This is a genomic window from Thaumasiovibrio clandestinus, assembly GCF_047250365.1.
GTDB lineage: Bacteria > Pseudomonadota > Gammaproteobacteria > Enterobacterales > Vibrionaceae > Thaumasiovibrio.
This window is the reverse complement of the sequence record NZ_JBLBVL010000021.1, coordinates 42,806-67,758: the sequence shown is the minus strand read 5'-3', so window position 1 is coordinate 67,758 and position 24,953 is coordinate 42,806. Positions and strand designations below refer to the sequence as shown.

Sequence of the window (24,953 nt, the reverse complement as noted above, 5' to 3'; positions counted from 1 at the left end):
AATTAGTGTTCCTGATTTTTTCCATACTGCCCTACCTCACCGTCAAAAAACAAGCGATTTATGGCACTTTTGCTTAAAATGTCCGCGTTGTTCACAGTTCTTTTCCCCTCATAAAATCACCGCTAAAAGCGTGAGACAGGTCACATCATTTCGCACATAAAATCGTATTCTGAAAGGGAAGCCAACAAGGGCAAGCCATAGAGGAAAACTATATGAATTTAGAAATTACTGGCAAAAACCTAGACGTCACCCCCTCTATCCGCGCTCGCATTGAAGCCAAATTCTCCAAGTTAGATAAATGGGAAGTTCCCTTACTAAAACGGCATGCAGTGATCAGCCAGCAACCCAATAAACGTTTTAAAATCGAAGCATCAGCATCAATACCAGGAGGAAAACTGGTTGCTTCTGCAGATCATGATGACATGTATGGCGCAATTACCGACATGTTCCAAAAAATGGAACGTCAATTAAACAAACAACAACATAAACACGAAGCTCGCCGCGCCTCTCTTGTTCATCCAGCACTAGACGAAGCCACGGAAGAAACTGCTGAAGAAGACGCCGCCTAATCATTATTGAAGACCTCGCCAATGCGAGGTCTTTTCGCTTGACATCAACCAACAACCTCCTTATTGTGAAAATTCATGCACTAATTAAGACTAAAATAATGAAAAAATGCCTGTTTTTCTTTGTTTTCTTTTTTATCTCACTCACACCCTGAGGGAGCGCTGTGCTGTAAGAGAAAGAAAACAAAGACAGACAGACAGCCTCCCAAGCGGGAGGCTTTTTTTATGCAAAATACAACAATATTAAGCCATAGGTAGCAAGATGACAGATGCCGCAATGCCACTCGAACAGATCCGAGAAGAGATAACTGCGTTAGATAATGAGTTGGTTGCTTTGCTTGCTCGACGTCGCGCCCTCAGCATTGAGGTCGCCAAAAGCAAAATAGGGACAACCAAACCAGTTCGCGATCCGGTAAGAGAACAACTTTTGTTACAGCGCCTAATAAAAGAGGGGCAACAGTATCAGTTAGATGCTCAATACATTACCCAACTCTTCCATACTGTTATCGCAGATTCCGTTTTATACCAGCAAACCTATTTGCAACGCCTTAACAACCCAGAAAATACCCAACCAACAGCACGAGTTTCATTTCTAGGCAATAAAGGGTCTTACTCTCACCTCGCCACGCGAAACTATTTCAGCCGCAAACAAACACAAGTGATTGAAATGAGTTGTACTGGTTTTAAAGACATCATTACAGAAGTCGAACGAGGCAATGCCGACTTTGGTGTTCTACCGATAGAAAACACCAGTTCAGGTTCAATCAATGAAGTCTACGATCTACTCCAACACACTCGGCTATCGATCGTTGGTGAAATCACCCTTCCGATTGAACATTGTCTATTGACTGCCGTCGACACGCAGCTTGATGCGATTGATACTCTATATTCACACCCTCAGCCCCATCAACAGTGCAGTGAGTTCCTACATAATTTAGGCGATATCAATCAAGCTTACTGCTCCAGTACAGCTGAGGCGATGGCACTGGTAGCCGATAAAAAGTTGAGTAACATTGCTGCTATTGGCAACGCCAGCAGCGGAGAAATGTATGGGTTACACGTGCTAAAAACTAACATCTCCAATCAAGACGAGAATTACACTCGCTTTATTATTGTGGCGCGTAAAGCGGTCGATGTTACTCCGCTCGTGCCAGCCAAGACCACACTAATCATGTCAACCGATCAGAAGCCTGGCTCGCTGGTTGAATGTTTATTGGTGCTGCGTAACCTTAATATCAATATGGCGAAGTTAGAATCACGCCCGGTGATGGGCAACCCTTGGGAAGAGATGTTCTATTTAGATGTAGAAGCTAATATCAAATCAGAGGCGATGCAGCAAGCCATGGATGAGCTAACTCGTCTAACACGTACCATTAAAGTGCTAGGCTGTTACCCATCAGAAAACGTTAAACCCGTTGACCCACACACTGGCGAACTGCTTGAGCACTAAACGCAATGAGTGAGCACACTACGCAACAAAAAGGCGAGCTTGATGCTCGCCTTCTTTCGCTCTCGTTCGTATTGCCGTTAGGCTCGATGAGTTGCGTCATTGGCCTGACGCAGCAAACCTTGGCTCTCTTTTAAGCACTTATTGGCAAAATCACCAAACCACGTCTCTACCTGATCAAATGCCGATTTAAATCCGGGTTTATCTTGATTTTCAAGTAGCTGTATTGCGTCACCAAAACGTTGATGAAAACGCTTAATCATGGCTAAGTTCTGGGGTGATGACATAATGATGTCACCATAAAGCGCCCCATCTTGAGCGAACAAGCGCCCTACCATCGCGAGTTCCAAACGATAGATTGGCGAACTCATCGCTAATAGCTGCTCAAGTCGAGGATCTTCTTCTGCGAGATGAACCCCATACACAAAAGACGTAAAGTGACGCAGTGCTTGAATTAGCGTCATACCTTGGTCGTGCTCTATTGCACTGATGCGCTCAAGACCCGCCCCCCAAATTTGAAACTGCTCCAACAGCCACTGATAACATTCCGGCATTCGCCCATCACAATAGATGATCACCTGCTTAGCCAAGCTACTAATATCCGGGCCAAACATCGGATGTAAACCGACCACGGGTCCACGATGGACTTCCAGCATCGCTTGTAGTGGCTCACTTTTTATCGAGGTCAGATCGGCGAGAATGCAGTCATCAGGTAACTGAGGCAGTTTACGAATCACACTATCTGTAAGATGAATCGGCACAGTCACAACAACCATACCTGCATCAGCAACCATCTCTGGTGCTTTTTCCCAGTCTTTACTACCAAGCACCCTTACTTGGTAACCCGAGAGCTCAAAGAGTCGACGGAATAGACGGCCAAGTTGTCCATGACCTCCTACTATCACTATCGGGCGCAATTCTGGATTAAGGCATTTAAAGCCGGAGTCATTCTCGCTCGCATAAGATTCGCGCATTGTTCTACGCAAAATGTCTTCAATTAAGTCCGGTGGAACACCTTGATTTTTAGCTTCTTCTCGACGAGAGGCTAACATTGCCGCCTCTCGATCCGGGGCATAAATCGGCAAACCATGTAAGCTTTTTACCTCCCCTACTTCCGCAACAAGTGCCAAGCGTTCTGCCAATAAAGTTAGCATCTGCTTGTCGACCGCATCAATTTTGTCTCTCAACTGTGACAACTCTGCAACCATGATATTTCTACCCCTTAATGCGTTCTTCCAAGCATGGCGTCAATTCATGATGCGCATGTCGTAGCAATGTTTCTGTGGCATCCCAATCAATGCAGGCATCGGTAATTGAAACCCCATACGCCATCGCTTCACGAGACAAATCTGCAGATTGATTACCTTCATTAAGGTGGCTTTCCAACATCATGCCAATGATTGAACGGTTTCCTTCACGAATCTGATGAAACAGATCTTCAGCCACTAAAGGTTGGCGACGATAATCTTTACGTGAATTCGCATGGCTGCAGTCGATCATAAGTGCGGGTTCTAACTGAGCAGCTTGCATTTCCTGCTCACACTCTGCGACAGAGACTGAATCATAATTGGTCTGCTTGCCACCACGTAAAATAACATGCCCATCGGGATTACCTTGTGTATTCAATAAAGCAACCTGCCCCTCACGATTAATTCCCATAAAGCGGTGCCCGCTCGCCGCCGCCTGCATAGCATTAATCGCCGTCGCTAAACTGCCATCGGTACCATTTTTAAACCCAATTGGCATGGAAAGGCCACTGGCCATTTCACGGTGAGTTTGTGACTCAGTTGTACGCGCTCCAATCGCGGCCCAACTAAATACATCACCTAAATATTGCGGACTAATCGGGTCGAGAGCCTCTGTCGCCAAAGGGATCTCCATCTCGGTTAGGTCGAGCAATAACTGGCGGGCAATATGCAGCCCCTCTTCGATCTCAAAGCTACCGTCCAAATGTGGATCGTTAATTAGCCCTTTCCACCCCACCGTGGTTCGAGGCTTTTCGAAATAAACGCGCATCACGATATACAGTTGGTCCTTTAACTGCTCCGATAGCGCTTTTAGTTTTTTAGCATACGCTTTCGCCGCATCGATATCATGAATAGAACACGGACCACAGACCACCAGCAAACGGTGATCACGCTTATGAATAATATTGGCGATCTCTTTTCGCGACTGACAAACAAAACGATGACCAGCCTCGCCCAATGGCAGTTTCTCTTTTAATTGCTGTGGGGTGATAAGCACCTGCTCATCACTGATATGGACGTTGTTAAGTAAATCTTTTTGCATGTTACTTCCTTTTAAGCCGCGCGTTTTGTATATAACGTAAACATATCCAACACCTTAGCAGGTCTTCCCCTGCCATTGCAACTACGCGTAAATAAAATAGTCCAGTCGTAAAAATTAATTTACACTCATTTCTTTTTTACTCCACCTAACCAGCTAAGTATCATACTAAGATCAATCTCCTCCTTCAGGTTCTGTTATGGACTTAATTTTTTCATTGCTACAGCAGCTCAGTGTCTATCTCGTTATTGCCTATTTGCTTAGCAAAACCCCGCTTTTCATGCCATTGATGAGTGTCTCTGGCAATATTTCACAGCGCCTTACTTGCTATATCTTGTTCTCTTTGTTTTGTATTCTTGGCACCTACTTCGGATTACAGATACAAGATGCGATTGCTAATACGCGTGCCATTGGCGCGGTAATGGGTGGGATGCTTGGCGGACCACTGGTTGGATTTGCTGTCGGCCTCACTGGTGGCCTTCATCGCTATTCAATGGGCGGGTTTACCGATTTAGCCTGCGCAGTATCAACTACCGTTGAAGGGTTAATGGGTGGATTTATGCACCTCTATTTAGCTAAGAAAGGCCGCGTAGAGGATATTTTCAAACCCAGTATTGTCCTGTGCATTACGTTAGCTGCTGAGATTTGTCAGATGCTATTAATACTGCTCATTGCACAACCATTTGAAAAGTCTTATGCGCTTGTCAGTGCCATTGCGATGCCAATGATCATCGCCAACTCAATTGGTGCGGCGCTGTTTATGAGCATTATTCTCGATAGGAAAGCCATTTACGAAAAATACTCCACCGCTTTTACTAGCCGAGCACTAAAAATCGCGCAACGCAGTGTCGGCGTTTTCAGTAGCGGGTTTAACAAAAAAAGTGCCGCTCATATTGCCCAGATCATTTATGAAGAAACTGGCGTTGGTGCCGTTTCTATCACGGATAAAGAGAAAATTCTCGCCTTCATCGGTATTGGCGCCGATCATCACCTACCCGGCACGCCCATCTCATCCGGTTGTACTCAACGGGCAATTGTTGGTGCTGAATTGATCTATGCGGATGGCTATGAAGAGCCTTACCGCTGCTCAATAGACCCTAACTGCAAACTAGGCAGTTCACTGGTCATCCCGCTTAAAAGTGGTGAAGATGAGGTTATTGGTACAATAAAACTGTATGAGCCAAAGCATAAGCTCTTTTCCACGATTAACCTGACCTTGGGAGAAGGCATTGCAAAACTGCTCTCGAACCAAATTCTGACCAGCCGCTATATCCGCCAACAGTCGTTATTAACCAAAGCGGAACTAAAACTGTTACAGGCCCAAGTTAACCCGCACTTTCTTTTTAATGCACTCAACACGATCAGTGCCATTGTGCGCAGAGATCCCGATAGAGCCCGCGACCTTATCCAACATCTATCGCAGTTTTTTCGCCGAAACCTGAAGCAAAACCACGATACCATTACATTAAAAGAAGAACTTGAACATGTTCAATCCTATATGAAAATAGAGCTAGCGCGCTTTTCTGATCGCCTATCGCTCAATATGGAGATTGACCCGCGTTTAGAAAATATGGTTATCCCCACTTTTACCTTACAGCCGCTGGTCGAAAATGCGATTAAACATGGTACCGCACACCTATTGGAAAATGGTAAAGTTGACATATTGGCCTGTATAACAGCAGAAGGTGTACTACTTCAAGTCGAGGACAATGCTGGAAACTATAAAGATCAACCATGGAATACCGCAGGCTTAGGAACAAGGATTGTCGACAAACGTATTAAGAACTTATTCGGTGATGAGTACGGCTTAACAATGAGTTGCCAGCCACATCAGTGGACAAGGGCTTCTGTATTACTTCCCCATTCCGTGAGACCAACATTATGATTTCTGCCATTGTTGTTGATGACGAACTATTTGCCCGAGAAGAGCTAATTGATCTTTTAAATGCAACTGATCAAGTCGAGGTCATTGCACAATGCAGTAATGCCATCGAAGCGTTAAAAACCATCCATAAAACCAAGCCTGATGTGGTTTTCTTGGATATTCAAATGCCACAAGTCACTGGCATTGAATTGTTAAGCATGATGGACCCAAACAACATGCCAAAAGTCGTTTTTGTCACAGCCTATGATGAATTCGCCCTTCGTGCCTTTGAAGAGAATGCGTTTGACTACTTGCTAAAGCCCGTTGATCAACAACGTTTGATGAAAACCATCACCAAATTAAAACGCAGTGTCGCACAAGATCTATCGGCACTAACTCAAGAAACGCTTGAGCAAATCCCCTGCAGCGGACACAACCGAATAATTATTGTCCCGACCCAGGATATTGAATTTGCAAGTAGCAGTGTGGGGGGGATCTCTATCCATACCGCCACGCAACAGTGCATAACGCAACTGAGCTTAAAAACCTTAGAAGACAAAACACCACTCTTTCGGTGCCACCGCCAGTACCTTATCAACCCACGTCAAATTTGCGAAATACGCCTACTGGAAAATGGGCTTGCTGAAGCGATCACCTCTTCAGATCATCAAATCCCAATTAGTCGGCGTTATCTAAAGCCACTAAAAGACTTACTCGGCCTTCATCACTAACCCTGCTAGTTTATGGGTATCGGCAAGTTCACCTGCTGATGCCCGTATATTTTGAGCTGCATCACATCCTTAATCACGCCTGAACCGCTTAATAGCTATATCAACCACTCACATCACTATCCGACCACTCGGCTATTCCTTGGCTGTTTTTCGAGATTTTCGAGGTATTATGCTAGTTAGTATTAGTAATTAACTCTTGAAATGTTTAAAAGGAAAGCGCAATGACTTGGTTCCTACTCTGTGTTGCTGCACTCATCGGTGGCTACTTTATTTATGGTAGCTTCGTTGAGCGAGTATTTGGTATTAATGAAAACCGTAAAACACCGGCCTACACCAAAACCGATGGTGTTGACTATGTACCAATGTCGAACAAAAAAGTTTACTTGGTGCAACTTCTAAACATTGCAGGGGTTGGCCCAATCTTCGGCCCTATTCTAGGTGCCCTATACGGTCCTGCCGCCATGCTTTGGATCGTATTTGGTTGTATCTTTGCAGGTGCAACGCACGACTACTTCTCTGGCATGTTGTCTGTACGTAATGGCGGTGCATCTGTACCAACCCTGACAGGACGCTATTTAGGCAACGGCGCGAAACACTTTATGAACATTTTTGCACTTGTGCTGTTAGTCCTTGTCGGCGTCGTTTTCGTTTCTGCTCCAGCTGGTATGATTACTAACCTGGTTAATGAGCAGAGCTCGGCAACGGTATCAATGGGCACCATGGTCGCGATTATCTTCACTTACTATGTGGTAGCAACCATTGTTCCTGTTGATAAGATCATTGGCCGTTTCTACCCATTCTTTGGTGCGCTGCTTATCTTTATGTCTGTTGGTCTACTGGGCGCTATCATGTTCTCTGGCGATTACACCATTCTTGGTGGCTTCACGGCATCAGATTTCTTCACCAACCTGAACCCTAACGGTATGCCACTATGGCCAGCACTGTTTATCACTATCGCTTGTGGCGCGATTTCAGGTTTCCACGCAACGCAGTCTCCACTGATGGCACGCTGCATGGAAAATGAAAAGAACGGTCGCTTTGTTTTCTATGGTGCAATGATTGGTGAAGGTGTTATTGCATTGATCTGGTGTACGATTGCTTTGACTTTCTTTGGTGACATGGGTTCACTATCTGAAGCTGTTGCTGCTGGTGGTCCTGGTAACGTGGTCTATGGCGCATCATTCGGCCTTCTTGGTGTCTTCGGTGGTATTATTGCTTTCCTTGGTGTGGTAATTCTACCTATCACATCAGGTGACACGGCGTTCCGCTCTAGCCGCCTAATCTTGGCAGAATACTTCAACATGGGTCAGACACAGATTAAGAATCGTCTAATTATTGCTGCGCCATTGTTCGCAATTGGTGCCATCCTGACGCAAATCGATTTCAACATCATCTGGCGCTACTTCGGTTTTGCTAACCAGCTCACTGCCGTGATGATGCTATGGACTGCTTCAGCATACCTACTACGCCACAACAAACTGCACTGGATCACTTCAATTCCAGCCATGTTTATGAGTGCGGTTGTTACAACCTTCATCCTAAACAACAGCCAGCTAGGCTTTGGGCTTCCAATGGCTATCTCAACGGTTGCAGGTATTGTTGTTGCTGGCTCTGTTATCACACTGATGATCACTAAGTACAAAGGTATTGGTGAGCCAGAAGAAGAAACAGCAGCAGAAGTACAAGAAGCAGAAGCATAAAAAATACAGGCACTGAACACCTGTCTTTAAGACTGAAAATGCAACACACAAAAAAACCAGCTTAGGCTGGTTTTTTTGTACTCCCTTACTGTACAGCTTTTCCATTCACGAACAACAAAAAGCTAACCATTATCGACAACAAAAAAAGGTACCAGGGTAAGTTATTGATGCCGAACGATTTTAAGTGCATGTGCAGCTTTACAAGCTTTTTTCCATGGCAACCCAAAAGCTTTCAGCCTATCCTTGTCCAAATGCTTAATTATTGGCTCTTAGGGCATCACGAATGTTGAAGTAGCTCTGGCTCCCACGCGAATTCTTTGAATACACGATGCCAGTTATCATCAACACCCGCAGTAATCTCAATAGGCTCGTCTGTATATGGGTGGCGAAAGCTAAGACGTGAAGCATGTAACATTAAACGACGACAATCATAGTGATCTCGGAATACCCGATTATGCCGTCCATCTCCATGATTAACATCACCAATAATATGGTGGCTTAAATGGTGCATATGGCGGCGCAACTGATGCTTACGGCCAGTTTGCGGCATCATCTCAACCAAACAGTAACGACTGGTTTGATAACGGCCCGTCGCGATAGGAACTTCGACCGTCGCCAACGGTTTATAAGCGGTAATTGCTGACTGAGCTTCTTTCTCTTGAGACGCGTGCTTATCGGCAATCTTGTCTAACTCCTCTTTCAAGGGGTAATCCAATACCGCGGCGTCATTTATCCACCCCCGCACAATGGCGTGATAGGTTTTTTCTAGCTGATGCTCAGCAAAAATCGGCATCATTTTGCTCGCCGCTTCGCTGGATAAACCAAGAATAAGTACGCCCGACGTAGGTCGGTCTAAGCGATGCAATGGAAAAACATGCTGACCAATTTGGTCGCGCAGCGTTTGCATGACAAAGCGTGTTTCGTGACGATCTAACCATGAACGGTGTACCAACATGCCGGCAGGTTTATTCACCGCGATATAATGTTCATCACGATAAATAATCTCTAACGGCGTTACCACTTCTTGTGTCGTAACAGGCTCACTCACTGTCCCTTTCCTCCAAATAGCTGATCCAATTGACGGGTTATCACGACAATATCGTCGCAACTGGTATCATTGCGCATTGTCTCTTCCACATAAGGGGTAATTTCAAAACCATGTGGCAGCGCACCGCCCTGTTCGAGTAGTACCGTCATGCGCGGAATAAAAATCCATTGCAGCCATTGGGTACACGATAGCGTATCAGCTGCAAACGGCACTGAGCTGGACAATGCCTGCGTCGTGGGGGCGTTCTCATCCCAGAGTTGATGCTGACGCAACATCTGCCCCAACTGCATGAGCAACACTTGGGCTTGTTGATTGGACATAAACATCACCTAACAATAAAAATGGGCGCAAGAATAGCACCGCTACACCAATGAACTCAAACCGATTCCCTCCTTTTGATATTCCACGGTATACTCAACGACTACAGAAATAGGGATAGGCGTTATGACGGCAATACATCATCTTAGTCAGCTCCTCACACAAGCAGGGTGCACATTTCAGATCTTTGATTTAGGGCGACGGGTCAGCCCCATCGCAACAGACATATTCCAGTCTATTGAGAAAAACCAACAACCCTACCCTTACCCCCTACAACATCACGCGCAATTTGCGCTAGCTTTCCGTCAGCCAACAGAAACAGAGCCCTTTATTTGGTTGCTTAAGTTTCCTTTGGATGAGCGTGGGCTACTAAAAAGTGCTGCCGTTGGCGACTTTATTCGCTACGTCGCTGAGGCAATGGGGCAACAACTGACGGCCCCGCTATCGGATGAAAGGCAGAAGCAACTCGCCGCTAACCCTTACCTGTTTAAGCCCAGCGAAGACAAGCTGGCGATGCTGCATGCTTTTCTACGCTTAGAGCAACACCTGCCGCCCAGTCATTATTATGCGCAAGCGCGACACTATTTATCCCTCCAAGGAGATAAGCAGACGTGGCAACAACTCGGGTTACAGGGGTTTGCTGATATTGCGGTGCGTCTCGATAACGATAACAACGCCACATTAGTAAAAGAGGCATTAGCACAACTGCCGCCACCTCCCTTGTTCGCACTGCTTGGGTGTCTCGAACATGTCGCACTGCCCACGAACATCATCACATCATTGGGTGAGATGCTTGAAGAAGGGCTGAATACAGCCCAACCAGACCATGCGCGCATCACTGCACTGGTACGTGCACTGGCTGGTGCCAGACCCGACACCTTATCGCATTATTTACATCTTGTTCTGGCTCACCCCCTGCTCAATACGGCTGACATGTTGATCGCCATTGCAGGTCGATGCTGGCAAGGATTAAATGAGGCACGAGTGCAACAGTATCTGCTGCGGCTGGCTGAAAATGGCGATCAAGCGCTCTTTAATGCCCTGTTTGCTGATCTGGTGGCCATTCCGACCCTGCGCTGCCATCTATTGCCGTTATTGCATCAGCCTCTTCCCGGCACTCTACAGCATGCGCTGCAAAACATGCAGTCAACACTACATTAAGCAGGACGAATAATGAACACAGAACTTGGGCTGATTGTACTGATAACAGCCGTTGCCTGCCTTTTTTGGCAACAGAGAAAACAGTCAGAACATGCCCAACGCTACATTCAACAGCGTTGTGAGCAACTGGGGCTACAACTGCTTAGCATTCGCCGCGGACGCTATCACTGGCGTAGTCCTGCAGGAAAAACTGGCTGGTTCACACGTTACTATTTTGAGTTTTCCGCCAATGGCAGTGACTACTATCAAGGCAGCTGTTGGTTACAAGGGGTGCACTTGGTCCGCTTTGACATTCCTCCTCACCACCTACCTGATGCTGATTACTAAAGCACAAAAGGTGAAGGAGGTAACACCTTCGCCTTCAAACAACAAAACTCCGCAATACGAACAGTTATTTCTATACTTATAACTACCATCATTATTACGGAGGCAGGGTCATGGAGCTATTTTCGCATAACCTCGCTTCATTGTTTGAACAACTCGGTTTAGAAAGCAGCCCTCATGCGATCAAAACCTTCGTTTCAAGTCACCACTTGCATACCGGAGAGAGGCTTCACGATGCAGACTTTTGGCGTCCATCACAACGCCACTTTCTCAACGAAGCACTAGACGAAGATGCGGATTGGGCCGAAGCCATCGACTTGCTCGCCACGTTGCTACGTCGCACGTACTGAACGTTACTGACACAGACTTGCTTGCCTCGCCGTCATGGGCACGCTAAGGTGTGCCGTGTTCGGTAACAAACATGAAGGAGAGCGCGTGGCTAATGAGATACAACGCCAACTAGAAATGGCAATACAATCTTTAGTGCAAGAAGGAAAAGAGCCGACCACCGCATTGGTCAGGGCACGCCTTACACAATCGATTCCAATGCCCGTCATTCTTTCCGCATTGCAGAGCTGGAAAAGAACCAAAACCGTGCCCGGCTATACGCAAGTAAAAGAAGAGATCACGCTTGAGAAGCGGGTAGAGATGTTAGAAAAACAGGTGAAATTGCTGACCGAGAAGCTCAATGCGCTAGAGATGTAACCCCCTATTTTACTCACACCTCTTTTGCTAACACCGATAAAGGGGACTCGCGTCCCCTTTCTACTTGCAGCCCTGCCACCCTTATTGAAAGTCCCACGATAGATTAGAAACAATCCGGCAAGGTTCACAACGAAAATGAAACAGATCATGCAGTGGCGCATCTAAACGCCAGTCTGCACTACCACATTTCGGGCAGCAACGGGTTAACTCTTCTTCTCGACTGTTGCCACCAACTTGATACTGATAGTAATAGGTCGGAATTTTAGTCAAATACTCAATCCGTCCGCGCAAATCCCAACCACGCCGGAACAGATCGCTATCGACATCTCTCATCTCATGCAAAGCGGCATGCTCAGCTTGGCACCCTGCAGCCATCTGCAATTCATCACACGCTTGCCACTCTGTCTGCCACTTAACCACCGCTTTATGATCCCCGTTAAACGTCGCTGGTAATTGATACAACGGAATCGGCATTAACTGATCACCGCATTTAAGCGGCGAAGAGGTATGAACATAGCTGGTATAAAGAACAAACCACGTAGGGTGCTCTGTATCACTAGAGGTATCAGAATTTAAATCTCGGCCTAGCACTTTAATTTTTGGAGAGAGTAGACTGGCTTGAGATAAACGCGCTAAACACGCTTTCACCTGTGGGCTATGATAGTCAGGGTGCAAGCTATCCGATTCTGGCGTCACAGCACGAACACTAAACACCCCTTCGCCAATCACAACAGGAAACTCTCGACCTAAAACTTGACCGTTATAACGTAAAGCATCCATTAACGCATTAATGCTTACCTCTACATCCGTGAACGTCGTGTTATCAAACAGGTCAAATTGCAATTCACACACATACATCAGCTTTTCACCACAGGCTTAAGTTCAGCTAAAAATGTTTCAATGTCTGGGGCTAACACCTCGCGCTGCTTTTTCCCCACCGTCTCAAGTATCACTTCACCTGAGAGATTACAGATAGAGATCAACTGCTCTTCACTATCCAGGGCGGCAATAAACACCGTGGGTTTTAATTTTAGTCGACGCTGCATCACCAAATGACCCAACATGTTTTCTTGCAAGCGCAGCAGGTCTTCATCACTCCAAACTTGCAGCAAAACCAAGTCTCGCCCGCCGTGGTTTGCTGGCATATCCGCAGAGTACTGACTGCCAAAAAAGATCTTAATATCATCGTGCAAACGCAGCTCAATGCCTTGTTCTACATTGGTAAAATCAGCTAGCGGCGACCGGGGCACGGCTTTCCAACTCACCTCGTAACCCGAGTCCCTTTCAATACACGGTGATGGCAAACCACTGAGCTGATCATCTTGAGCTAAAGCAAAGCCAGCCTGCTGCCAGGCTTCATGAAAATCAGCAGAAAATGCAAATAATGCGCTAGCAACGGAATGTTCCATTCGCAACCTCTTTAAAGATTCAGTAAACTTCACTTATTCTAATCGAAATGTGTCACTTTCAGTATGAGCAAATACAAAGATGCCCCAGCATTGTCTGGATTAACATTGGGACAAGCAACAGAGTATCAATGTCACTATGATGCGTCCCTGTTACAACCCGTACCACGCAGCCTCAACCGTGATGACCTAAACCTAGGTGAGGCGCTCCCCTTTACTGGGTATGATATTTGGACACTGTACGAGTTATCATGGTTAAACAATAAAGGCTTGCCTCAAGTTGCCATTGGCGAAGTTCGTCTGCCTGCCAATAGCCCAAACCTGATCGAGTCCAAATCTTTTAAGCTCTACCTCAACAGTTTTAATCAAACCAAGTTTAAAAACTGGCAGCACGTTGCTGATACCTTGCAAACCGATCTTAGTCAGTGCGCAGGGGAACACGTTGATGTGACCTTATCGCCATTAGAAGAGTTTGATCAACAGCCTATCATTGATTTTGGTGGGGAGTGTATCGACAATCAAGATATCGAAATAGACAACTACGATTTCGATGCGTCGCTGCTTAGCGATGCGGCACAGGGCGACACCGTTACAGAAACCCTACACAGCCACCTATTAAAGTCTAACTGCCTGATCACCAGCCAGCCCGATTGGGGGAGTGTGCGTATTGCTTACACCGGTAAAAAAATTGACCGCGAAAAGTTGCTGCGCTATCTCGTCTCATTCCGCAACCACAATGAGTTTCATGAGCAGTGCGTCGAGCGAATTTTTACCGATATTATGCACTACTGCCAGCCGGAGTTACTTACTATCTATGCTCGCTATACGCGTCGCGGCGGATTAGATATTAACCCATACCGTACCAACATGGGTAAAACCCCAAGCGATAACTTCCGTCTCGCGCGACAATAATCCCAAAAATCGACCACTATATGTGGTCGATTTTCGCTTAATTTCACCGACCCACCACACACTGTTGAATCTAACGCTAGACTTCACTCAATCAACCAGTAAGATAAGTGCATCTTCACTAACACATTGATGTGGTATGCGTTTATTTTTGTTGCTTTGTTATCTTCTCGCGGTGATCAGTTTTCCCTCTATCGCACGCTCTTACAATGTTCCAGCCCTTGCCGAGGCGAATGCCCTCGTTGAGACCGCGCCCAAAAAAGCAATACGCTTAACAACTAAATACATCGCCCAGTCAATCAACAAAGAGCGAAATGGCGTACGTGGTGATGATGTCGATTTGTCCTTACGAACGCCACTGAATGTTGTGCATGCTATGTTCATCCAGTCTCAAGCCGAAAGCTACTTAGAGCAGCACTATAACGCCCTAAACACACTGGATGATGCCATCGAATTGGCCAACAACCATGAACTGACGATGGCGGTCACCGAAGCCTACATTCTTAAAGCACAAATTTACTGGCAAGGGTTGCATGATAATGAAAGCGCATTGCGCCTTCTGACGCTAACCAATTCTCGCCTCAACGAGACAAACAGCAGTGTGCTGATTAACGCCCAGCGCCAATTACAATATCAATCTACCCTATTGCGAGCTCAAATCCAGTCGGCCTCCTATAATGAAGAGCTAGCAAATCAACACTTTATGAATGCGCAAAGTTACCTTGAGCACCTTGATAACATCGATAACAAAATCGACTATTACTTAGCCACCGGTGAGCATTATCTACGTTATCTGAACGATGATCTGGCTCTTGACCAACTCATTTCCGGATTCTGGCTCGCTGATGAATATGAAAGTCAGGCAAAAATCGCTCAAGCAAATCTCCTACTCGCTCGATTATATGAACGGCGGAAAATCTTCGATAAAGCATTGCAACACGCCTCAGCAGCGGGTGATTTTTATGAGAGTCACCAACGACAAAAGCCACTGTCGCAAACCTTAACCCTGATCGCGTCTATTTACGAACAACAACGCCGATATAACCTCGCGTTAGTGCACTACTTCAATGCACTCGATGTAGAAAATCAACTCAGTAAACACTCACGATCCAGCCAGTTACGTCTCAATATCGCCAGAGTATATTGGCAGCTATACAACTACACACAAAGTGAAAAGTACTTACTCTTTGCCAAGCGAGTGGCCATAACGAATAACAACGAAAATGTAATGGCACAAATAGAAATACTCTACGGCGAGTTAAGGCTCACGCAGAACCAGCTCGATGAGGCGTTAATACATCTTGAGAATGGGCTCGTCATCGCTGATCGAATTGGTGACACCGCCTTACAAATCCAAGGTGAGCAGTTGCGTTCCCAAGCTTTACAAGAAAATCTTGATTTCCAGAACGCGCTTTTAGCCCAACGTCGTGTCGAGCAATTGTTGCAAACACAACAACAGCTCCGTAATAGAAGTGAAATTGAAATCTTTAAAGGGCGGCAGCGAATGTTGGAGCGGAATCTTAAACTGGATGAGCTTGAGCGCCAACAACTCAAGCAGCAACTAGAGCTCTATCGCAACGAAAAGGTTATTTACAGTTTACTTGCGATTATCACCGTCATTCTTCTCTATGCCCGCAATCGCGCTGCCAAGTACGGTAAAGCCATGGAACAGATGACGTCACTACAAGAGAAGCTGTATGAGCATCCTCGAAGTGGGTTACGCAATCTACGTATGCTCAATGCACGCCTATCCGACTCCCTACGTAAAACCAGTGCTCACTTCGAACAATGGCACCTCGGCGAACTCATCAATGAACCGCTCAGCGATCGACTTCGCTTTGCACTGTTTGACGTGCCGCAGATCCGTCAAATTTATATAGAAAGCGGCTATGAACAAGGGTTACAGCTCGAGAAGTCTTTTGGTCACTTTTTAACGCAGGAGATATGTGAACCAGCGCGTATTTATCACTTTTCTGACGGGATCTTTTTGTACATTGAACCCAATGCAAGAATGAGCAGTAATCCACGCGAATTATCTGATTCGATCCAAAGCTTAGTGACTCGCTTCATGGAAGCACGCCAACTAACAACAACAACTCGCATTGGTATGGCAGAGTATCCTTTCTTGCCCAGAGCATACACTGCCATCAATGCACAAGAGTTAATGGATATATTACTAATGACGCTATACGCAGCGAAAAAAGAGAGCCTGATTAGCGAAAGCAGCGAATGGGTACACATTCAAGCCATCGATGCCGCTCCAGCCGCCAGTTTTGTTAATCGACCAATTCGCGAGGCGTGTCAGCAAGGATTACAAAACGGACTACTGCGAATTGAATGCTCATCAAATAATGATATTAGCTGGTGAGATAACGGATATGACATTAAGTAATAAACTATTAATTACTAATATTTATTCACTCAATAGTGGCTAATAACTTGAATTTTGTTACAGTGACGAAGCACATTTTTTAACAGCGCAATACGCCGTATGCATTTGCGGCTAAACATAACTGCAGTACAGTAAATATGACCAATAACAACTATGCCGATCAGCTTTCGCACATGCGAGAGCAGCTTGAAACCGCACAAGCAGAATATCGAGAAAGCACTCTCGCTGCCGTTAGAGATATTGGGCTAATGAAACGCACTCTTATTCATATTTGCACAGCCTTAATTGGCGATAGCCATGAACTCGATGAACTGCTTCACGATGTCTGCCCGCTACTAGAAAATAAAAATACGCTTATCAGCCAACTAGTGCCTAAATTGGCTCTGTTAGAGCGCTTGTGCCAAAGTCAATCCGCGAAGAAAGTCGATCACTTTAAGCGGCTAAACCAGCAAATTGAACAATCATCTAATGTAATAAATCGTACGCGAGAGCTTCCCGCTCAGTTCCAGCGAGATATCGCTAATCAACTCCATCGCACTGCATCTACAGGCCACCACGATACGCTTACACGAGTAATTCAGCTCCTCGATATTTACGAAAAAGCGATAAAATTACTCAGTACCGACACAGAGCGTGCACATCACGCTCCAATCGTACAAGATTTACTGCATAACCTCTCTAATGAGCTACAGAACTTAATCACAGAGCTAGATTTTGACAGTAAAGCTGGGGATTCATTGCTGGATATTCGTAACCAACTGCTCATTGGCGTTGACGGTGAAACCCTTATTCAACTGGCACTAAAAGTCATCCGCTTAGTTATTGATGGCACCCATGATGAACGCCAGCAATCACAGCTATTTCTCAACACCCTAAATGGCGACCTCAGCAGTTTACAGCAGGCGATGCGCCATAGTTTAGAACATAGCCAAACCATGGTGTCACATCACCGTGACCTCACGGGTGAGTTATCACAGATCCAGCAGAAATTACTCTCTCGCATTCAAAATGAAAAATCGCCCAATAACCAATCACTCATATCCAGTGTTAAAGAAGCTTGTGATGATATGTTGCACCTGGTGGAACGTAATCGCCTGTTGGAAAAACGCGAGCAAGCACTGTTGGAGCGTTTACGTTATAACGAAGCTAAAATTGCCAGCCTATACGGACAAACCCTCGACTATCGTCGGCGGCTAAATGACCAAGAACGCAAAATGTTCATGGATCATCTCACTAAAGTATACAATCGTGCCGCTCTCGTCGACCGCATGGAACATGAATACAAACGCTGGCTCCGCTACCAACACCCGTTATGTGTTGCTTTTGTTGATATTGACCACTTTAAAAACATCAATGATAACTATGGTCATATCGCTGGCGACAAAGCACTTAAAATTATCGCCAGAACCATATACAAGAATGTCTCTGATACAGATTTTGTTGCCCGTTATGGTGGTGAAGAGTTTGTCGTCATCATGGCTGAGCGAAAAAAAGAGACGCTCACCAAACAGTTAAATGCGGTTCGTCATGCGGTCGAGTCGCTACCCTTTAAGTTCCGAGATCAAGATGTCTCTATCAGCATCTCTATTGGTGCCACCCTCTTCAGTGGTAGCGATACACCAGACAAAGTGCAAGAGCGTGCCGACAAAGCATTGTATGATGCGAAAGCTTCTGGACGAAATCAGCTGATTTGGGTCTAAACCGGACCTCTCGATAAAGTTTCATATAAATAAGCTGGTCAGCCCCACAGATGCTGTGTAAGGTGATAGAACAACGAAAATAAAACAAGCATTTAACTTTATTGCTTGGGGCGTGGTTCTTTTGGGTTCCTGCAACATTCGCCAAAAGCACTTCTCGCCCGACATAAACCCAGTTTATGGAGGTCAATATGATCACACACATCAGCCCGACTGGGGCCATGAACTTGCTTTCACAGTTAGAGGTCGACAAGCTCAAACACACCGCCAGCAGCGAACTCTATCGTTTATACCGTAACTGCTCCCTTGCGGTCCTCAACTCTGGCAGCCATACCGACAGCTCAAAAGAACTACTCGAACGACATAAAAGTTTTGATATCAATGTATTAAGGCGAGAGCGCGGTGTGAAGCTTGAACTCATTAATCCACCAGAGCATGCTTTTGTCGATGGCCGCTTAATCAAAGGCATTAAAGAGCACATGTTTTCTGTGCTGCGCGATATCCTCTATCTCAATAGCCATGTTCTTACCCGTAACGATCTCAATCTAACCAGCTCCGTCCACAATACGAACCTTATTTTCGATATCTTACGCAACGCCGATGTATTACACCCAGGTCTCGACCCAAGCCTTGTAGTCTGTTGGGGAGGGCATTCTATCAACGATGTAGAATATGAATATACCCGTAAAGTGGGAAATGAATTGGGGTTAAGGGAGTTAAATGTTTGCACGGGTTGTGGCCCTGGTGCCATGGAAGGGCCAATGAAAGGGGCGGCAATTGGTCACGCTAAGCAACGATTTAAAGAAGGACGCTTTATCGGTCTCACCGAACCCTCGATTATTGCTGCCGAGCCACCAAACCCAATCGTATCAGAACTGGTTATACTGCCCGACATCGAAAAGCGTCTCGAAGCCTTCGTTCGCATGGGGCATGGCATTATTATTTTTCCTGGCGGCGTTGGTACATCGGAAGAGCTACTGTATATCTTAGGGATCTTGCTGCACCCCTCCAACGCAGATCAGCCAATGCCGTTGGTACTAACGGGGCCCAAAGAGAGTGAAGCCTATTTCCGAAATATCGATAATTTCATTGCCACGACTTTAGGCAAGGAAGCACAACAGCGCTACCAGATCATTATTAATGACCCGCAAAAAGTCGCCAAAGTAATGAAATCAGCAATGCCAAAAGTAAAACAGCACCGCCAAGCCAGTGGTGATGCATACAGCTACAACTGGTCTTTGCGCATTGAACCGGAATTTCAATTACCTTTTGCGCCGACCCATGAGTCCATGGCATCACTCGATCTGCATTTAAACCAACAACCCGAAGTCCTCGCAGCCCACCTACGGCGTGCTTTCTCTGGCATTGTTGCTGGTAATGTTAAAGATGAAGGGATACAAGAAGTTGAACGTAACGGGCCATTTATTATTGATGGTGACCTCAATTTAATGAAGGACATGGATAAACTTCTGCATAGTTTCGTTTCTCAACAGCGAATGAAGCTACCGGGCACAAAGTACGAACCTTGTTATAAAATAAAAACCTAATTCATCCACCCTTGGCGTTAAGACAGTGAGCCTGATATTATCAGGACACTGTCCATTATAATTCGCTGCTATGTCTCTTCATCTTGTCGTTATTGATGCACTTAATTTGATCCGTCGTGTTCATGCTGTTCAAGCTGATCCAACGGATATCACCACCACTGCCCGCGTCTGCACGCAGGCACTAAGTAAAATTATCAAGATGAGTCAACCGACCCATATCATTGCAGTCTTTGATCATCAAAGCAGTGATCGTGGCTGGCGAGCAGCGCTGATTCCTGAATACAAAGTAGGCCGAAAGCCAATGCCAGAGGCTCTACTAAAAGGCCTAGATGAAATTCAAGAAGCCTTTTGGGCAATTGGTGTAGACTCCTTGCTATCCGATGGCGACGAAGCCGATGATCTCATCGCCACCATTGCATTAAAAGTTGCCGATCGCGGTGAGAAGGTCACTATCGTATCAACGGATAAAGGGTTTTGTCAGCTGTTGCGTCCAACACTACAAGTACGCGACTACTTCCAACAACGTTGGCTAGACGGCCCATTTGTTGAAAAAGAGTTTGGTGTCCCCATCGAGCAACTTACCGACTATTGGGGACTGGCTGGGATCAGTTCCAGCAAAATTTCAGGCGTGCCCGGTATCGGACCAAAAGCGGCGAAAGAGCTACTTTCACTGTACCCAAACCTCGACGCCATACTCAATGCAGAAGATATTCCAGACAAATATGCCAAAAAGCTAGCAGGACAAGCAGAGAATGCCCTTAATGCTAAACAAGCGGCGAGCTTAAAAACCGACATCGCCCTCGGTTTCAATTTACAAGATATTCGCTACAACGAAACAAATGAATAACCGGTGTCAACAAGTACAATAAAGGCCGCTACATGCGGCCTTCTCTATTGTTAGTGCGCGTTATTTTAGTGTGGCGAAATGTCGCTCAACACTTGCACATGTACTGTGATTTCTTCTCTATCATGGTAGAGGTGCTTGGCTTGCATATTAAACTTCACCTTATTTTGAATCAGATAAAGCTTCATATTTTCAATGTCCTGCAACACTTCATCGTAACGCCCCTTCATCGGTAGCTTTAGATTGAAAATGGCTTCTTTTGCCCAGCCTTTTACCAGCCACTGCCCCATTAAATGAGCAACACGAGCTGGTTTTTCAATCATGTCACACACCAGCCACGTCACATTCTTACGTGGCGGTTCAAATTTAAAGCCATCGACCTCATGGTGTTTTACTTGGCCTGTCTCCATCAAGCTGTCTGCCATCTGCCCATTATCAATCGCATGAACAAACATTGAACGCTTCACTAACTGATAGGTCCATCCTCCTGGACAAGCGCCTAAATCAACACCCCACATACCGGGCGCCAAACGGGTATCCCACTCTTGACGGGGAATAAAGACATGAAAAGCTTCCTCAAGTTTCAATGTCGAGCGACTTGGCGCATCTGCAGGGAACTTAAGGCGCGGAATGCCCATAAAGAATGGCGAGTTATTGTTAGGTCGGGAATAACCAATGTAACACTGGCCTGGAGCGGTGAAAAACAGATGGAAAACTGGCTTCTTGAGGTTATCTTTCGCATACATCAGCCCCTGCTTACGCAGTGCTTGGCGCAAAGGCACGGTAAACTTGCGACAGAACTTAGACAGCTCTTTGCCTTCGTTGGTGTCTGGCATTTCCACGCGCAGGTCACCACAGCAAGGGAACTCGCCACTGTAATCGGCCAGTGCAGACAGAAGTGGTGTGATGCGATCATCAACAGGTAAATCGTTAACCTGCCCTGCCACCAGCACCATCTGACGTGCAAAAATCAGGCTTGAAAACGTTAGGGTCTCGACCAGCTTTTCGGCATCACCGGGCTGGTAGCACTCAAAAATAACATAACCGGATTGTGTTTTTACACGCGGAAAGCCGTAGATCTCTACCTGATTGGCCCTGTTCTGAACTTCCCCTGCGCACTCTTTTTCAAATCCTGGTCGACAATAAAGTAAAACCTGATTCACGTTATAACCTCAAGCATGACGCCAGACAGCAATAAACAACGCTATCCAGCCAACAATAAAACAGATCCCGCCAAATGGCGTGATCGGGCCAAACCACTTTATTCCGGTTAACGCCAGCAGATAGAGACTACCGCTAAATGCGACAATTCCGACAATGAAAAAAATGGCTGCGTATAATAGCGTAGTTGCCGGTAAAAATCGCATCAAAATGGCAACCGCGAGTAATGCCAGCGTATGGATTAGCTGATAATGCACCCCAGTTTGGAAAACAGCCACCATCGCTGGAGACAACACCGCCTTTAAACCATGGGCCGCAAAAGCACCTAAACCCACCCCCAATGCGCCACTAAATGCCGCAAACAGCAGAATCCCTTTCATTGACTATGGCCCTCCATTGCCGGTATTGATAACAAGTTAATTAAATACCTCTTGTTCACTGCTCGCTTTAGCTAGAATCCAATTACGGAATGTCGCAATACGCCCCGTCTCGGCTTGTTTTTCATGGCAAACGAAATAGAACGCATTGTGACTGATCAATTTCTCTTCAAACGGACAGACCAAGCGCCCTGCTTCTAACTCAGGCTGCGCCAGTACATTGTTACCCAACGCAACTCCCTGACCGTGCACGGCTGCTTGCAAGACCATAGTCGAATGGCTAAAGATGGGGCCCTGGTTGTAGTTGCTCCCTTCTAGACAGAACTCACGGAAAAAGTGTTTCCACTCCTTGCGCGACGTGTCGTGTAGTAGGGTATGTGACTTGATATCAATTAAGTTGCGCAGCGGCTTGTCGCCAGTCAATAACATGGGTGAGCAGACTGGCAGCAAATATTCTTGATACAACTTGTCACATCGCAAACCATTCCAGTTTCCACGCCCATAATAAATGGCCACATCAACATCATCGGTTAGTGAGCCTTCATCCATATCAACCGCTTTAATACGTACATCGACTTCAGGGTGCTGGCGATGAAAGTCACTTAACCGCGGCACTAACCATTGAATAGCGAAGCTTGGTGGCAGGCTAATTGTCAATGCCCCTTTCGAACCACGTTCCAGCACCTTGTCCGTCGCTTCCGACAGCATAGTGAACACATCTTTTATATCTAAAAAGTAACTTTGTCCCTCTTCGGTTAATAGCAAAGAGCGATTTCTTCGCCGAAATAATTTTAATCCGAGGAACTCTTCCAGTGCTTTTATCTGGTGACTGATTGCTGCCTGAGTAACAAACAATTCATCGGCAGCTCTAGTAAAGCTAAGATTGCGTGCCGCAGCTTCAAAGGCTTTTAAGGAATTTAGGGGAGGTAAGCGTCTTGCCATTCTTTAGCTCTCAATAGATTAGTTTTTTTTATCTCAAATATTATAATTTGTCGATTGTCTCCTGGCTAGAAAATCCCTATAGTTCCCCTGTAATAAATACTACGCTGATGCGAGAGTACTTATTGCGATGTTGTGTTTGCATTTATCGGCACTTTTGCCGATTTGGGTATTCAATACCCTTCAATTCCTGTATTTTTGACCTGTCTGTCAAAGTTCTACATTAGCATCGTGCTTATTAACGGTGCTATTTTTTTGCTTGCAGTTTCGCAAGATTAAGCCACCATATACCCCAAATAACCCATTGTAGTAATAATTGTCATGTTTGATATCGAAAAGATCCGCAGCCAATTTCCTGCTCTGCAGACACCTGCAGCTGTTTATCTCGACAGTGCAGCCACGGCACAAAAACCACAAGCCGTTTTAGACGCCATTCAATCCGTATATCAACAGGGCAATGCCAATGTTCATCGCGGCAGTCACTCCATGACAGCAACGACAACAGCACAATTTGAGCACGCACGCACCACCGTACAACGCTTCATTAACGCCAACTTCGCGCAAGAGATCATTTGGACCCGAGGCGCGACCGAAGCCTTAAACCTGATCGCTCAAAGCTATGCCCGCCCATTATTAGAACTCGGCGATACGATTCTGGTCAGTGAAATGGAGCACCATGCCAATATTGTACCTTGGCAAATGGTGGCTGAGCAGACTGGTGCGCAAGTAAAGAAAATCCCCATGAATGCGGACTGCACACTCGATATGGCGGCCTTTCAACAACTGCTCGATAGCAGTGTGAAAATCGTTGCCGTCGCCCACATGACCAACGTGACAGGCACGCGCCTGCCCGTTGAAACCATTATCGAGCAAGCACACCGTATTGGCGCGGTGGTGGTGGTTGATGGTGCGCAAGCCATTGTGCATGAAAATGTCGATGTGCAGGCGCTTGATGCGGACTTTTATGTCTTTTCAGGTCACAAGCTCTTTGCACCAACTGGCATTGGTGTACTTTACGGCAAAAAGGCGCTACTCGATAACATGCCACCATGGCACGGCGGAGGAAAGATGGTGGAAAAGGTCTCCTTTTCTGGCACCTCGTATACTGGTTTACCGGGTAAGTTTGAAGCTGGAACCCCTAACATTGCAGGGGCTGTTGGCTTAGCCGCCGCCATTAATTGGCTCGAAGCTATCGATCGCGATGCTGCAGAAGCACACCTGCTTGCCTTACGCGATCGCGCCGTTGAGGGCATTAAGGCTATCGACGACCTGCGCTTTATTGGCTTACAAAAGCACAGTAGCGTTTTCTCATTCGTTATTGATGGCGTTCACTACCAAGATATTGCTATGTTATTGGATCAACAAGGGGTGGCGATCCGCAGCGGAAATCACTGCGCCCACCCACTCTGTGATGCATTAAACCTTGCGGGGACTGTACGGGTCTCAATTGCGCTATATAATACCGAACAAGATATCGAGCAGTTTATTGCTGCCCTGCAAAAGGCCAGTGATATGCTTTAAGTGTAATTCC

The 24,953-nt window shown here is 46.1% G+C and carries 24 protein-coding genes and 1 other annotated feature; of the genes, 15 read left to right on the top strand and 9 right to left on the bottom strand.

The window, feature by feature from the left end; all coding sequences use genetic code 11:
* Positions 1 to 212: 212 nt before the first annotated feature.
* Both hpf and pheA read left to right on the top strand, forming a co-directional pair.
* Positions 213 to 569, top strand: a complete 357-nt coding sequence (gene hpf / locus ACKLNH_RS18630; RefSeq protein ID WP_413113767.1) for a ribosome hibernation-promoting factor, HPF/YfiA family — start codon at positions 213 to 215, stop codon at positions 567 to 569.
* Between the two features lie 97 nt (positions 570 to 666).
* Positions 667 to 793, top strand: a sequence feature (Phe leader region).
* A gap of 35 nt (positions 794 to 828) precedes the next feature.
* Positions 829 to 2,016 carry a prephenate dehydratase gene (gene pheA / locus ACKLNH_RS18625; RefSeq protein WP_413113766.1) on the top strand — a complete coding sequence of 396 codons (1,188 nt, stop codon included), beginning with the start codon at positions 829 to 831 and terminating at the stop codon, positions 2,014 to 2,016.
* 77 nt (positions 2,017 to 2,093) lie between these two features.
* On the opposite strand, the gene tyrA is transcribed toward pheA, so the two are convergent.
* Both tyrA and ACKLNH_RS18615 read right to left on the bottom strand, forming a co-directional pair.
* Positions 2,094 to 3,221 (bottom strand): bifunctional chorismate mutase/prephenate dehydrogenase, encoded by a 1,128-nt coding sequence (tyrA, locus tag ACKLNH_RS18620; protein WP_413113765.1) that lies wholly within the window; start codon positions 3,219 to 3,221, stop codon positions 2,094 to 2,096.
* Positions 3,222 to 3,228: 7 nt separating this feature from the next.
* Positions 3,229 to 4,302, bottom strand: coding sequence for a 3-deoxy-7-phosphoheptulonate synthase (locus ACKLNH_RS18615; protein ID WP_413113764.1), 1,074 nt, complete (start codon positions 4,300 to 4,302; stop codon positions 3,229 to 3,231).
* A 196-nt stretch (positions 4,303 to 4,498) separates the two neighbouring features.
* Here ACKLNH_RS18615 and ACKLNH_RS18610 point away from each other — a divergent pair, with 196 nt between their 5' ends.
* From ACKLNH_RS18610 to ACKLNH_RS18600, 3 genes are all read left to right on the top strand, one after another.
* Positions 4,499 to 6,184: a LytS/YhcK type 5TM receptor domain-containing protein gene (locus ACKLNH_RS18610; protein WP_413113763.1), complete on the top strand. Its 1,686-nt coding sequence runs from the start codon at positions 4,499 to 4,501 to the stop codon at positions 6,182 to 6,184.
* Positions 6,181 to 6,894, top strand: coding sequence for a two-component system response regulator BtsR (gene btsR / locus ACKLNH_RS18605; protein ID WP_413113762.1), 714 nt, complete (start codon positions 6,181 to 6,183; stop codon positions 6,892 to 6,894). The genes ACKLNH_RS18610 and btsR overlap by 4 nt, the downstream gene beginning before the upstream one ends.
* A 221-nt stretch (positions 6,895 to 7,115) precedes the next feature.
* Positions 7,116 to 8,594 carry a carbon starvation CstA family protein gene (locus ACKLNH_RS18600; RefSeq protein ID WP_413113761.1) on the top strand — a complete coding sequence of 493 codons (1,479 nt, stop codon included), beginning with the start codon at positions 7,116 to 7,118 and terminating at the stop codon, positions 8,592 to 8,594.
* 277 nt (positions 8,595 to 8,871) lie between these two features.
* Here the strand turns inward: ACKLNH_RS18600 and truC are convergent, their stop codons facing one another.
* Both truC and ACKLNH_RS18590 read right to left on the bottom strand, forming a co-directional pair.
* Positions 8,872 to 9,615, bottom strand: coding sequence for a tRNA pseudouridine(65) synthase TruC (gene truC / locus ACKLNH_RS18595; RefSeq protein ID WP_413113773.1), 744 nt, complete (start codon positions 9,613 to 9,615; stop codon positions 8,872 to 8,874).
* A 23-nt stretch (positions 9,616 to 9,638) separates the two neighbouring features.
* Complete coding sequence (locus tag ACKLNH_RS18590) at positions 9,639 to 9,962, bottom strand: YqcC family protein (RefSeq protein ID WP_413113760.1); 324 nt, start codon at positions 9,960 to 9,962, stop codon at positions 9,639 to 9,641.
* A gap of 124 nt (positions 9,963 to 10,086) precedes the next feature.
* Between ACKLNH_RS18590 and ACKLNH_RS18585 the strand changes: the two genes are divergently transcribed.
* The 4 genes from ACKLNH_RS18585 to ACKLNH_RS18570 all read left to right on the top strand — a co-directional run bounded on the left by ACKLNH_RS18585 (position 10,087) and on the right by ACKLNH_RS18570 (position 12,150).
* Positions 10,087 to 11,121, top strand: a complete 1,035-nt coding sequence (locus tag ACKLNH_RS18585) for a DUF3549 family protein (RefSeq protein ID WP_413113759.1) — start codon at positions 10,087 to 10,089, stop codon at positions 11,119 to 11,121.
* Between the two features lie 12 nt (positions 11,122 to 11,133).
* Positions 11,134 to 11,448: a DUF3301 domain-containing protein gene (locus ACKLNH_RS18580; RefSeq protein ID WP_413113758.1), complete on the top strand. Its 315-nt coding sequence runs from the start codon at positions 11,134 to 11,136 to the stop codon at positions 11,446 to 11,448.
* Positions 11,449 to 11,558: 110 nt separating this feature from the next.
* On the top strand, positions 11,559 to 11,795 hold the full coding sequence (locus ACKLNH_RS18575) for a DUF2789 domain-containing protein (RefSeq protein WP_413113757.1): 237 nt from the start codon (positions 11,559 to 11,561) through the stop codon (positions 11,793 to 11,795).
* An 85-nt stretch (positions 11,796 to 11,880) separates the two neighbouring features.
* Positions 11,881 to 12,150: a hypothetical protein gene (locus ACKLNH_RS18570; RefSeq protein WP_413113756.1), complete on the top strand. Its 270-nt coding sequence runs from the start codon at positions 11,881 to 11,883 to the stop codon at positions 12,148 to 12,150.
* 81 nt (positions 12,151 to 12,231) lie between these two features.
* On the opposite strand, the gene ACKLNH_RS18565 is transcribed toward ACKLNH_RS18570, so the two are convergent.
* Both ACKLNH_RS18565 and syd read right to left on the bottom strand, forming a co-directional pair.
* Positions 12,232 to 13,008 (bottom strand): Zn-ribbon-containing protein, encoded by a 777-nt coding sequence (locus ACKLNH_RS18565; protein ID WP_413113755.1) that lies wholly within the window; start codon positions 13,006 to 13,008, stop codon positions 12,232 to 12,234.
* Entirely contained in the window at positions 13,008 to 13,559 is a 552-nt protein-coding gene (gene syd / locus ACKLNH_RS18560) for a SecY-interacting protein (protein WP_413113754.1), read from the bottom strand. Before syd ends, ACKLNH_RS18565 begins: the two co-directional genes overlap by 1 nt.
* A gap of 63 nt (positions 13,560 to 13,622) precedes the next feature.
* Between syd and queF the strand changes: the two genes are divergently transcribed.
* The 5 genes from queF (at position 13,623) to xni (ending at position 20,948) form a co-directional block, all read left to right on the top strand.
* Positions 13,623 to 14,468 carry an NADPH-dependent 7-cyano-7-deazaguanine reductase QueF gene (gene queF, locus ACKLNH_RS18555; RefSeq protein ID WP_413113753.1) on the top strand — a complete coding sequence of 282 codons (846 nt, stop codon included), beginning with the start codon at positions 13,623 to 13,625 and terminating at the stop codon, positions 14,466 to 14,468.
* A 136-nt stretch (positions 14,469 to 14,604) separates the two neighbouring features.
* Positions 14,605 to 16,833, top strand: a complete 2,229-nt coding sequence (locus ACKLNH_RS18550) for a GGDEF domain-containing protein (RefSeq protein WP_413113752.1) — start codon at positions 14,605 to 14,607, stop codon at positions 16,831 to 16,833.
* 161 nt (positions 16,834 to 16,994) lie between these two features.
* Complete coding sequence (locus ACKLNH_RS18545) at positions 16,995 to 18,557, top strand: GGDEF domain-containing protein (RefSeq protein WP_413113751.1); 1,563 nt, start codon at positions 16,995 to 16,997, stop codon at positions 18,555 to 18,557.
* A 188-nt stretch (positions 18,558 to 18,745) separates the two neighbouring features.
* Entirely contained in the window at positions 18,746 to 20,101 is a 1,356-nt protein-coding gene (gene ppnN, locus ACKLNH_RS18540; protein WP_413113750.1) for a nucleotide 5'-monophosphate nucleosidase PpnN, read from the top strand.
* A gap of 70 nt (positions 20,102 to 20,171) precedes the next feature.
* Positions 20,172 to 20,948: a flap endonuclease Xni gene (xni, locus tag ACKLNH_RS18535; RefSeq protein WP_413113749.1), complete on the top strand. Its 777-nt coding sequence runs from the start codon at positions 20,172 to 20,174 to the stop codon at positions 20,946 to 20,948.
* A 65-nt stretch (positions 20,949 to 21,013) separates the two neighbouring features.
* Here the strand turns inward: xni and rlmM are convergent, their stop codons facing one another.
* The 3 genes from rlmM to ACKLNH_RS18520 are packed head-to-tail and all read right to left on the bottom strand — an operon-like array spanning position 21,014 to position 23,425.
* A complete protein-coding gene (gene rlmM, locus ACKLNH_RS18530; protein WP_413113748.1) occupies positions 21,014 to 22,108 on the bottom strand; it encodes a 23S rRNA (cytidine(2498)-2'-O)-methyltransferase RlmM in 1,095 nt (364 codons plus the stop codon).
* A 9-nt stretch (positions 22,109 to 22,117) separates the two neighbouring features.
* Positions 22,118 to 22,486, bottom strand: a complete 369-nt coding sequence (locus ACKLNH_RS18525; RefSeq protein WP_413113747.1) for a DUF423 domain-containing protein — start codon at positions 22,484 to 22,486, stop codon at positions 22,118 to 22,120.
* Positions 22,487 to 22,522: 36 nt separating this feature from the next.
* Positions 22,523 to 23,425 carry a transcriptional regulator GcvA gene (locus ACKLNH_RS18520; RefSeq protein WP_413113746.1) on the bottom strand — a complete coding sequence of 301 codons (903 nt, stop codon included), beginning with the start codon at positions 23,423 to 23,425 and terminating at the stop codon, positions 22,523 to 22,525.
* 318 nt (positions 23,426 to 23,743) lie between these two features.
* On the opposite strand from ACKLNH_RS18520, the gene csdA reads away from it, so the two are divergent.
* Complete coding sequence (gene csdA, locus ACKLNH_RS18515) at positions 23,744 to 24,943, top strand: cysteine desulfurase CsdA (protein WP_413113745.1); 1,200 nt, start codon at positions 23,744 to 23,746, stop codon at positions 24,941 to 24,943.
* Positions 24,944 to 24,953 lie beyond the last annotated feature (10 nt).

Excerpts from the sequence above, each read along its gene's own strand:
- tyrA (WP_413113765.1), bottom strand. The coding sequence starts at position 3,221 with ATGGTTGCAGAGTTGTCACAGTTGAGAGACAAAATTGATGCGGTCGAC.
- queF (WP_413113753.1), top strand. The coding sequence starts at position 13,623 with ATGAGCAAATACAAAGATGCCCCAGCATTGTCTGGATTAACATTGGGA.
- ACKLNH_RS18580 (WP_413113758.1), top strand. The coding sequence starts at position 11,134 with ATGAACACAGAACTTGGGCTGATTGTACTGATAACAGCCGTTGCCTGC.
- ACKLNH_RS18565 (WP_413113755.1), bottom strand. The coding sequence starts at position 13,008 with ATGTATGTGTGTGAATTGCAATTTGACCTGTTTGATAACACGACGTTC.
- ppnN (WP_413113750.1), top strand. The coding sequence starts at position 18,746 with ATGATCACACACATCAGCCCGACTGGGGCCATGAACTTGCTTTCACAG.
- ACKLNH_RS18585 (WP_413113759.1), top strand. The coding sequence starts at position 10,087 with ATGACGGCAATACATCATCTTAGTCAGCTCCTCACACAAGCAGGGTGC.
- ACKLNH_RS18575 (WP_413113757.1), top strand. The coding sequence starts at position 11,559 with ATGGAGCTATTTTCGCATAACCTCGCTTCATTGTTTGAACAACTCGGT.
- ACKLNH_RS18545 (WP_413113751.1), top strand. The coding sequence starts at position 16,995 with ATGACCAATAACAACTATGCCGATCAGCTTTCGCACATGCGAGAGCAG.
- csdA (WP_413113745.1), top strand. The coding sequence starts at position 23,744 with ATGTTTGATATCGAAAAGATCCGCAGCCAATTTCCTGCTCTGCAGACA.
- ACKLNH_RS18590 (WP_413113760.1), bottom strand. The coding sequence starts at position 9,962 with ATGTCCAATCAACAAGCCCAAGTGTTGCTCATGCAGTTGGGGCAGATG.
- ACKLNH_RS18525 (WP_413113747.1), bottom strand. The coding sequence starts at position 22,486 with ATGAAAGGGATTCTGCTGTTTGCGGCATTTAGTGGCGCATTGGGGGTG.
- hpf (WP_413113767.1), top strand. The coding sequence starts at position 213 with ATGAATTTAGAAATTACTGGCAAAAACCTAGACGTCACCCCCTCTATC.
- pheA (WP_413113766.1), top strand. The coding sequence starts at position 829 with ATGACAGATGCCGCAATGCCACTCGAACAGATCCGAGAAGAGATAACT.
- xni (WP_413113749.1), top strand. The coding sequence starts at position 20,172 with ATGTCTCTTCATCTTGTCGTTATTGATGCACTTAATTTGATCCGTCGT.
- btsR (WP_413113762.1), top strand. The coding sequence starts at position 6,181 with ATGATTTCTGCCATTGTTGTTGATGACGAACTATTTGCCCGAGAAGAG.
- syd (WP_413113754.1), bottom strand. The coding sequence starts at position 13,559 with ATGGAACATTCCGTTGCTAGCGCATTATTTGCATTTTCTGCTGATTTT.
- ACKLNH_RS18610 (WP_413113763.1), top strand. The coding sequence starts at position 4,499 with ATGGACTTAATTTTTTCATTGCTACAGCAGCTCAGTGTCTATCTCGTT.
- ACKLNH_RS18520 (WP_413113746.1), bottom strand. The coding sequence starts at position 23,425 with ATGGCAAGACGCTTACCTCCCCTAAATTCCTTAAAAGCCTTTGAAGCT.
- ACKLNH_RS18615 (WP_413113764.1), bottom strand. The coding sequence starts at position 4,302 with ATGCAAAAAGATTTACTTAACAACGTCCATATCAGTGATGAGCAGGTG.
- ACKLNH_RS18550 (WP_413113752.1), top strand. The coding sequence starts at position 14,605 with ATGCGTTTATTTTTGTTGCTTTGTTATCTTCTCGCGGTGATCAGTTTT.
- ACKLNH_RS18600 (WP_413113761.1), top strand. The coding sequence starts at position 7,116 with ATGACTTGGTTCCTACTCTGTGTTGCTGCACTCATCGGTGGCTACTTT.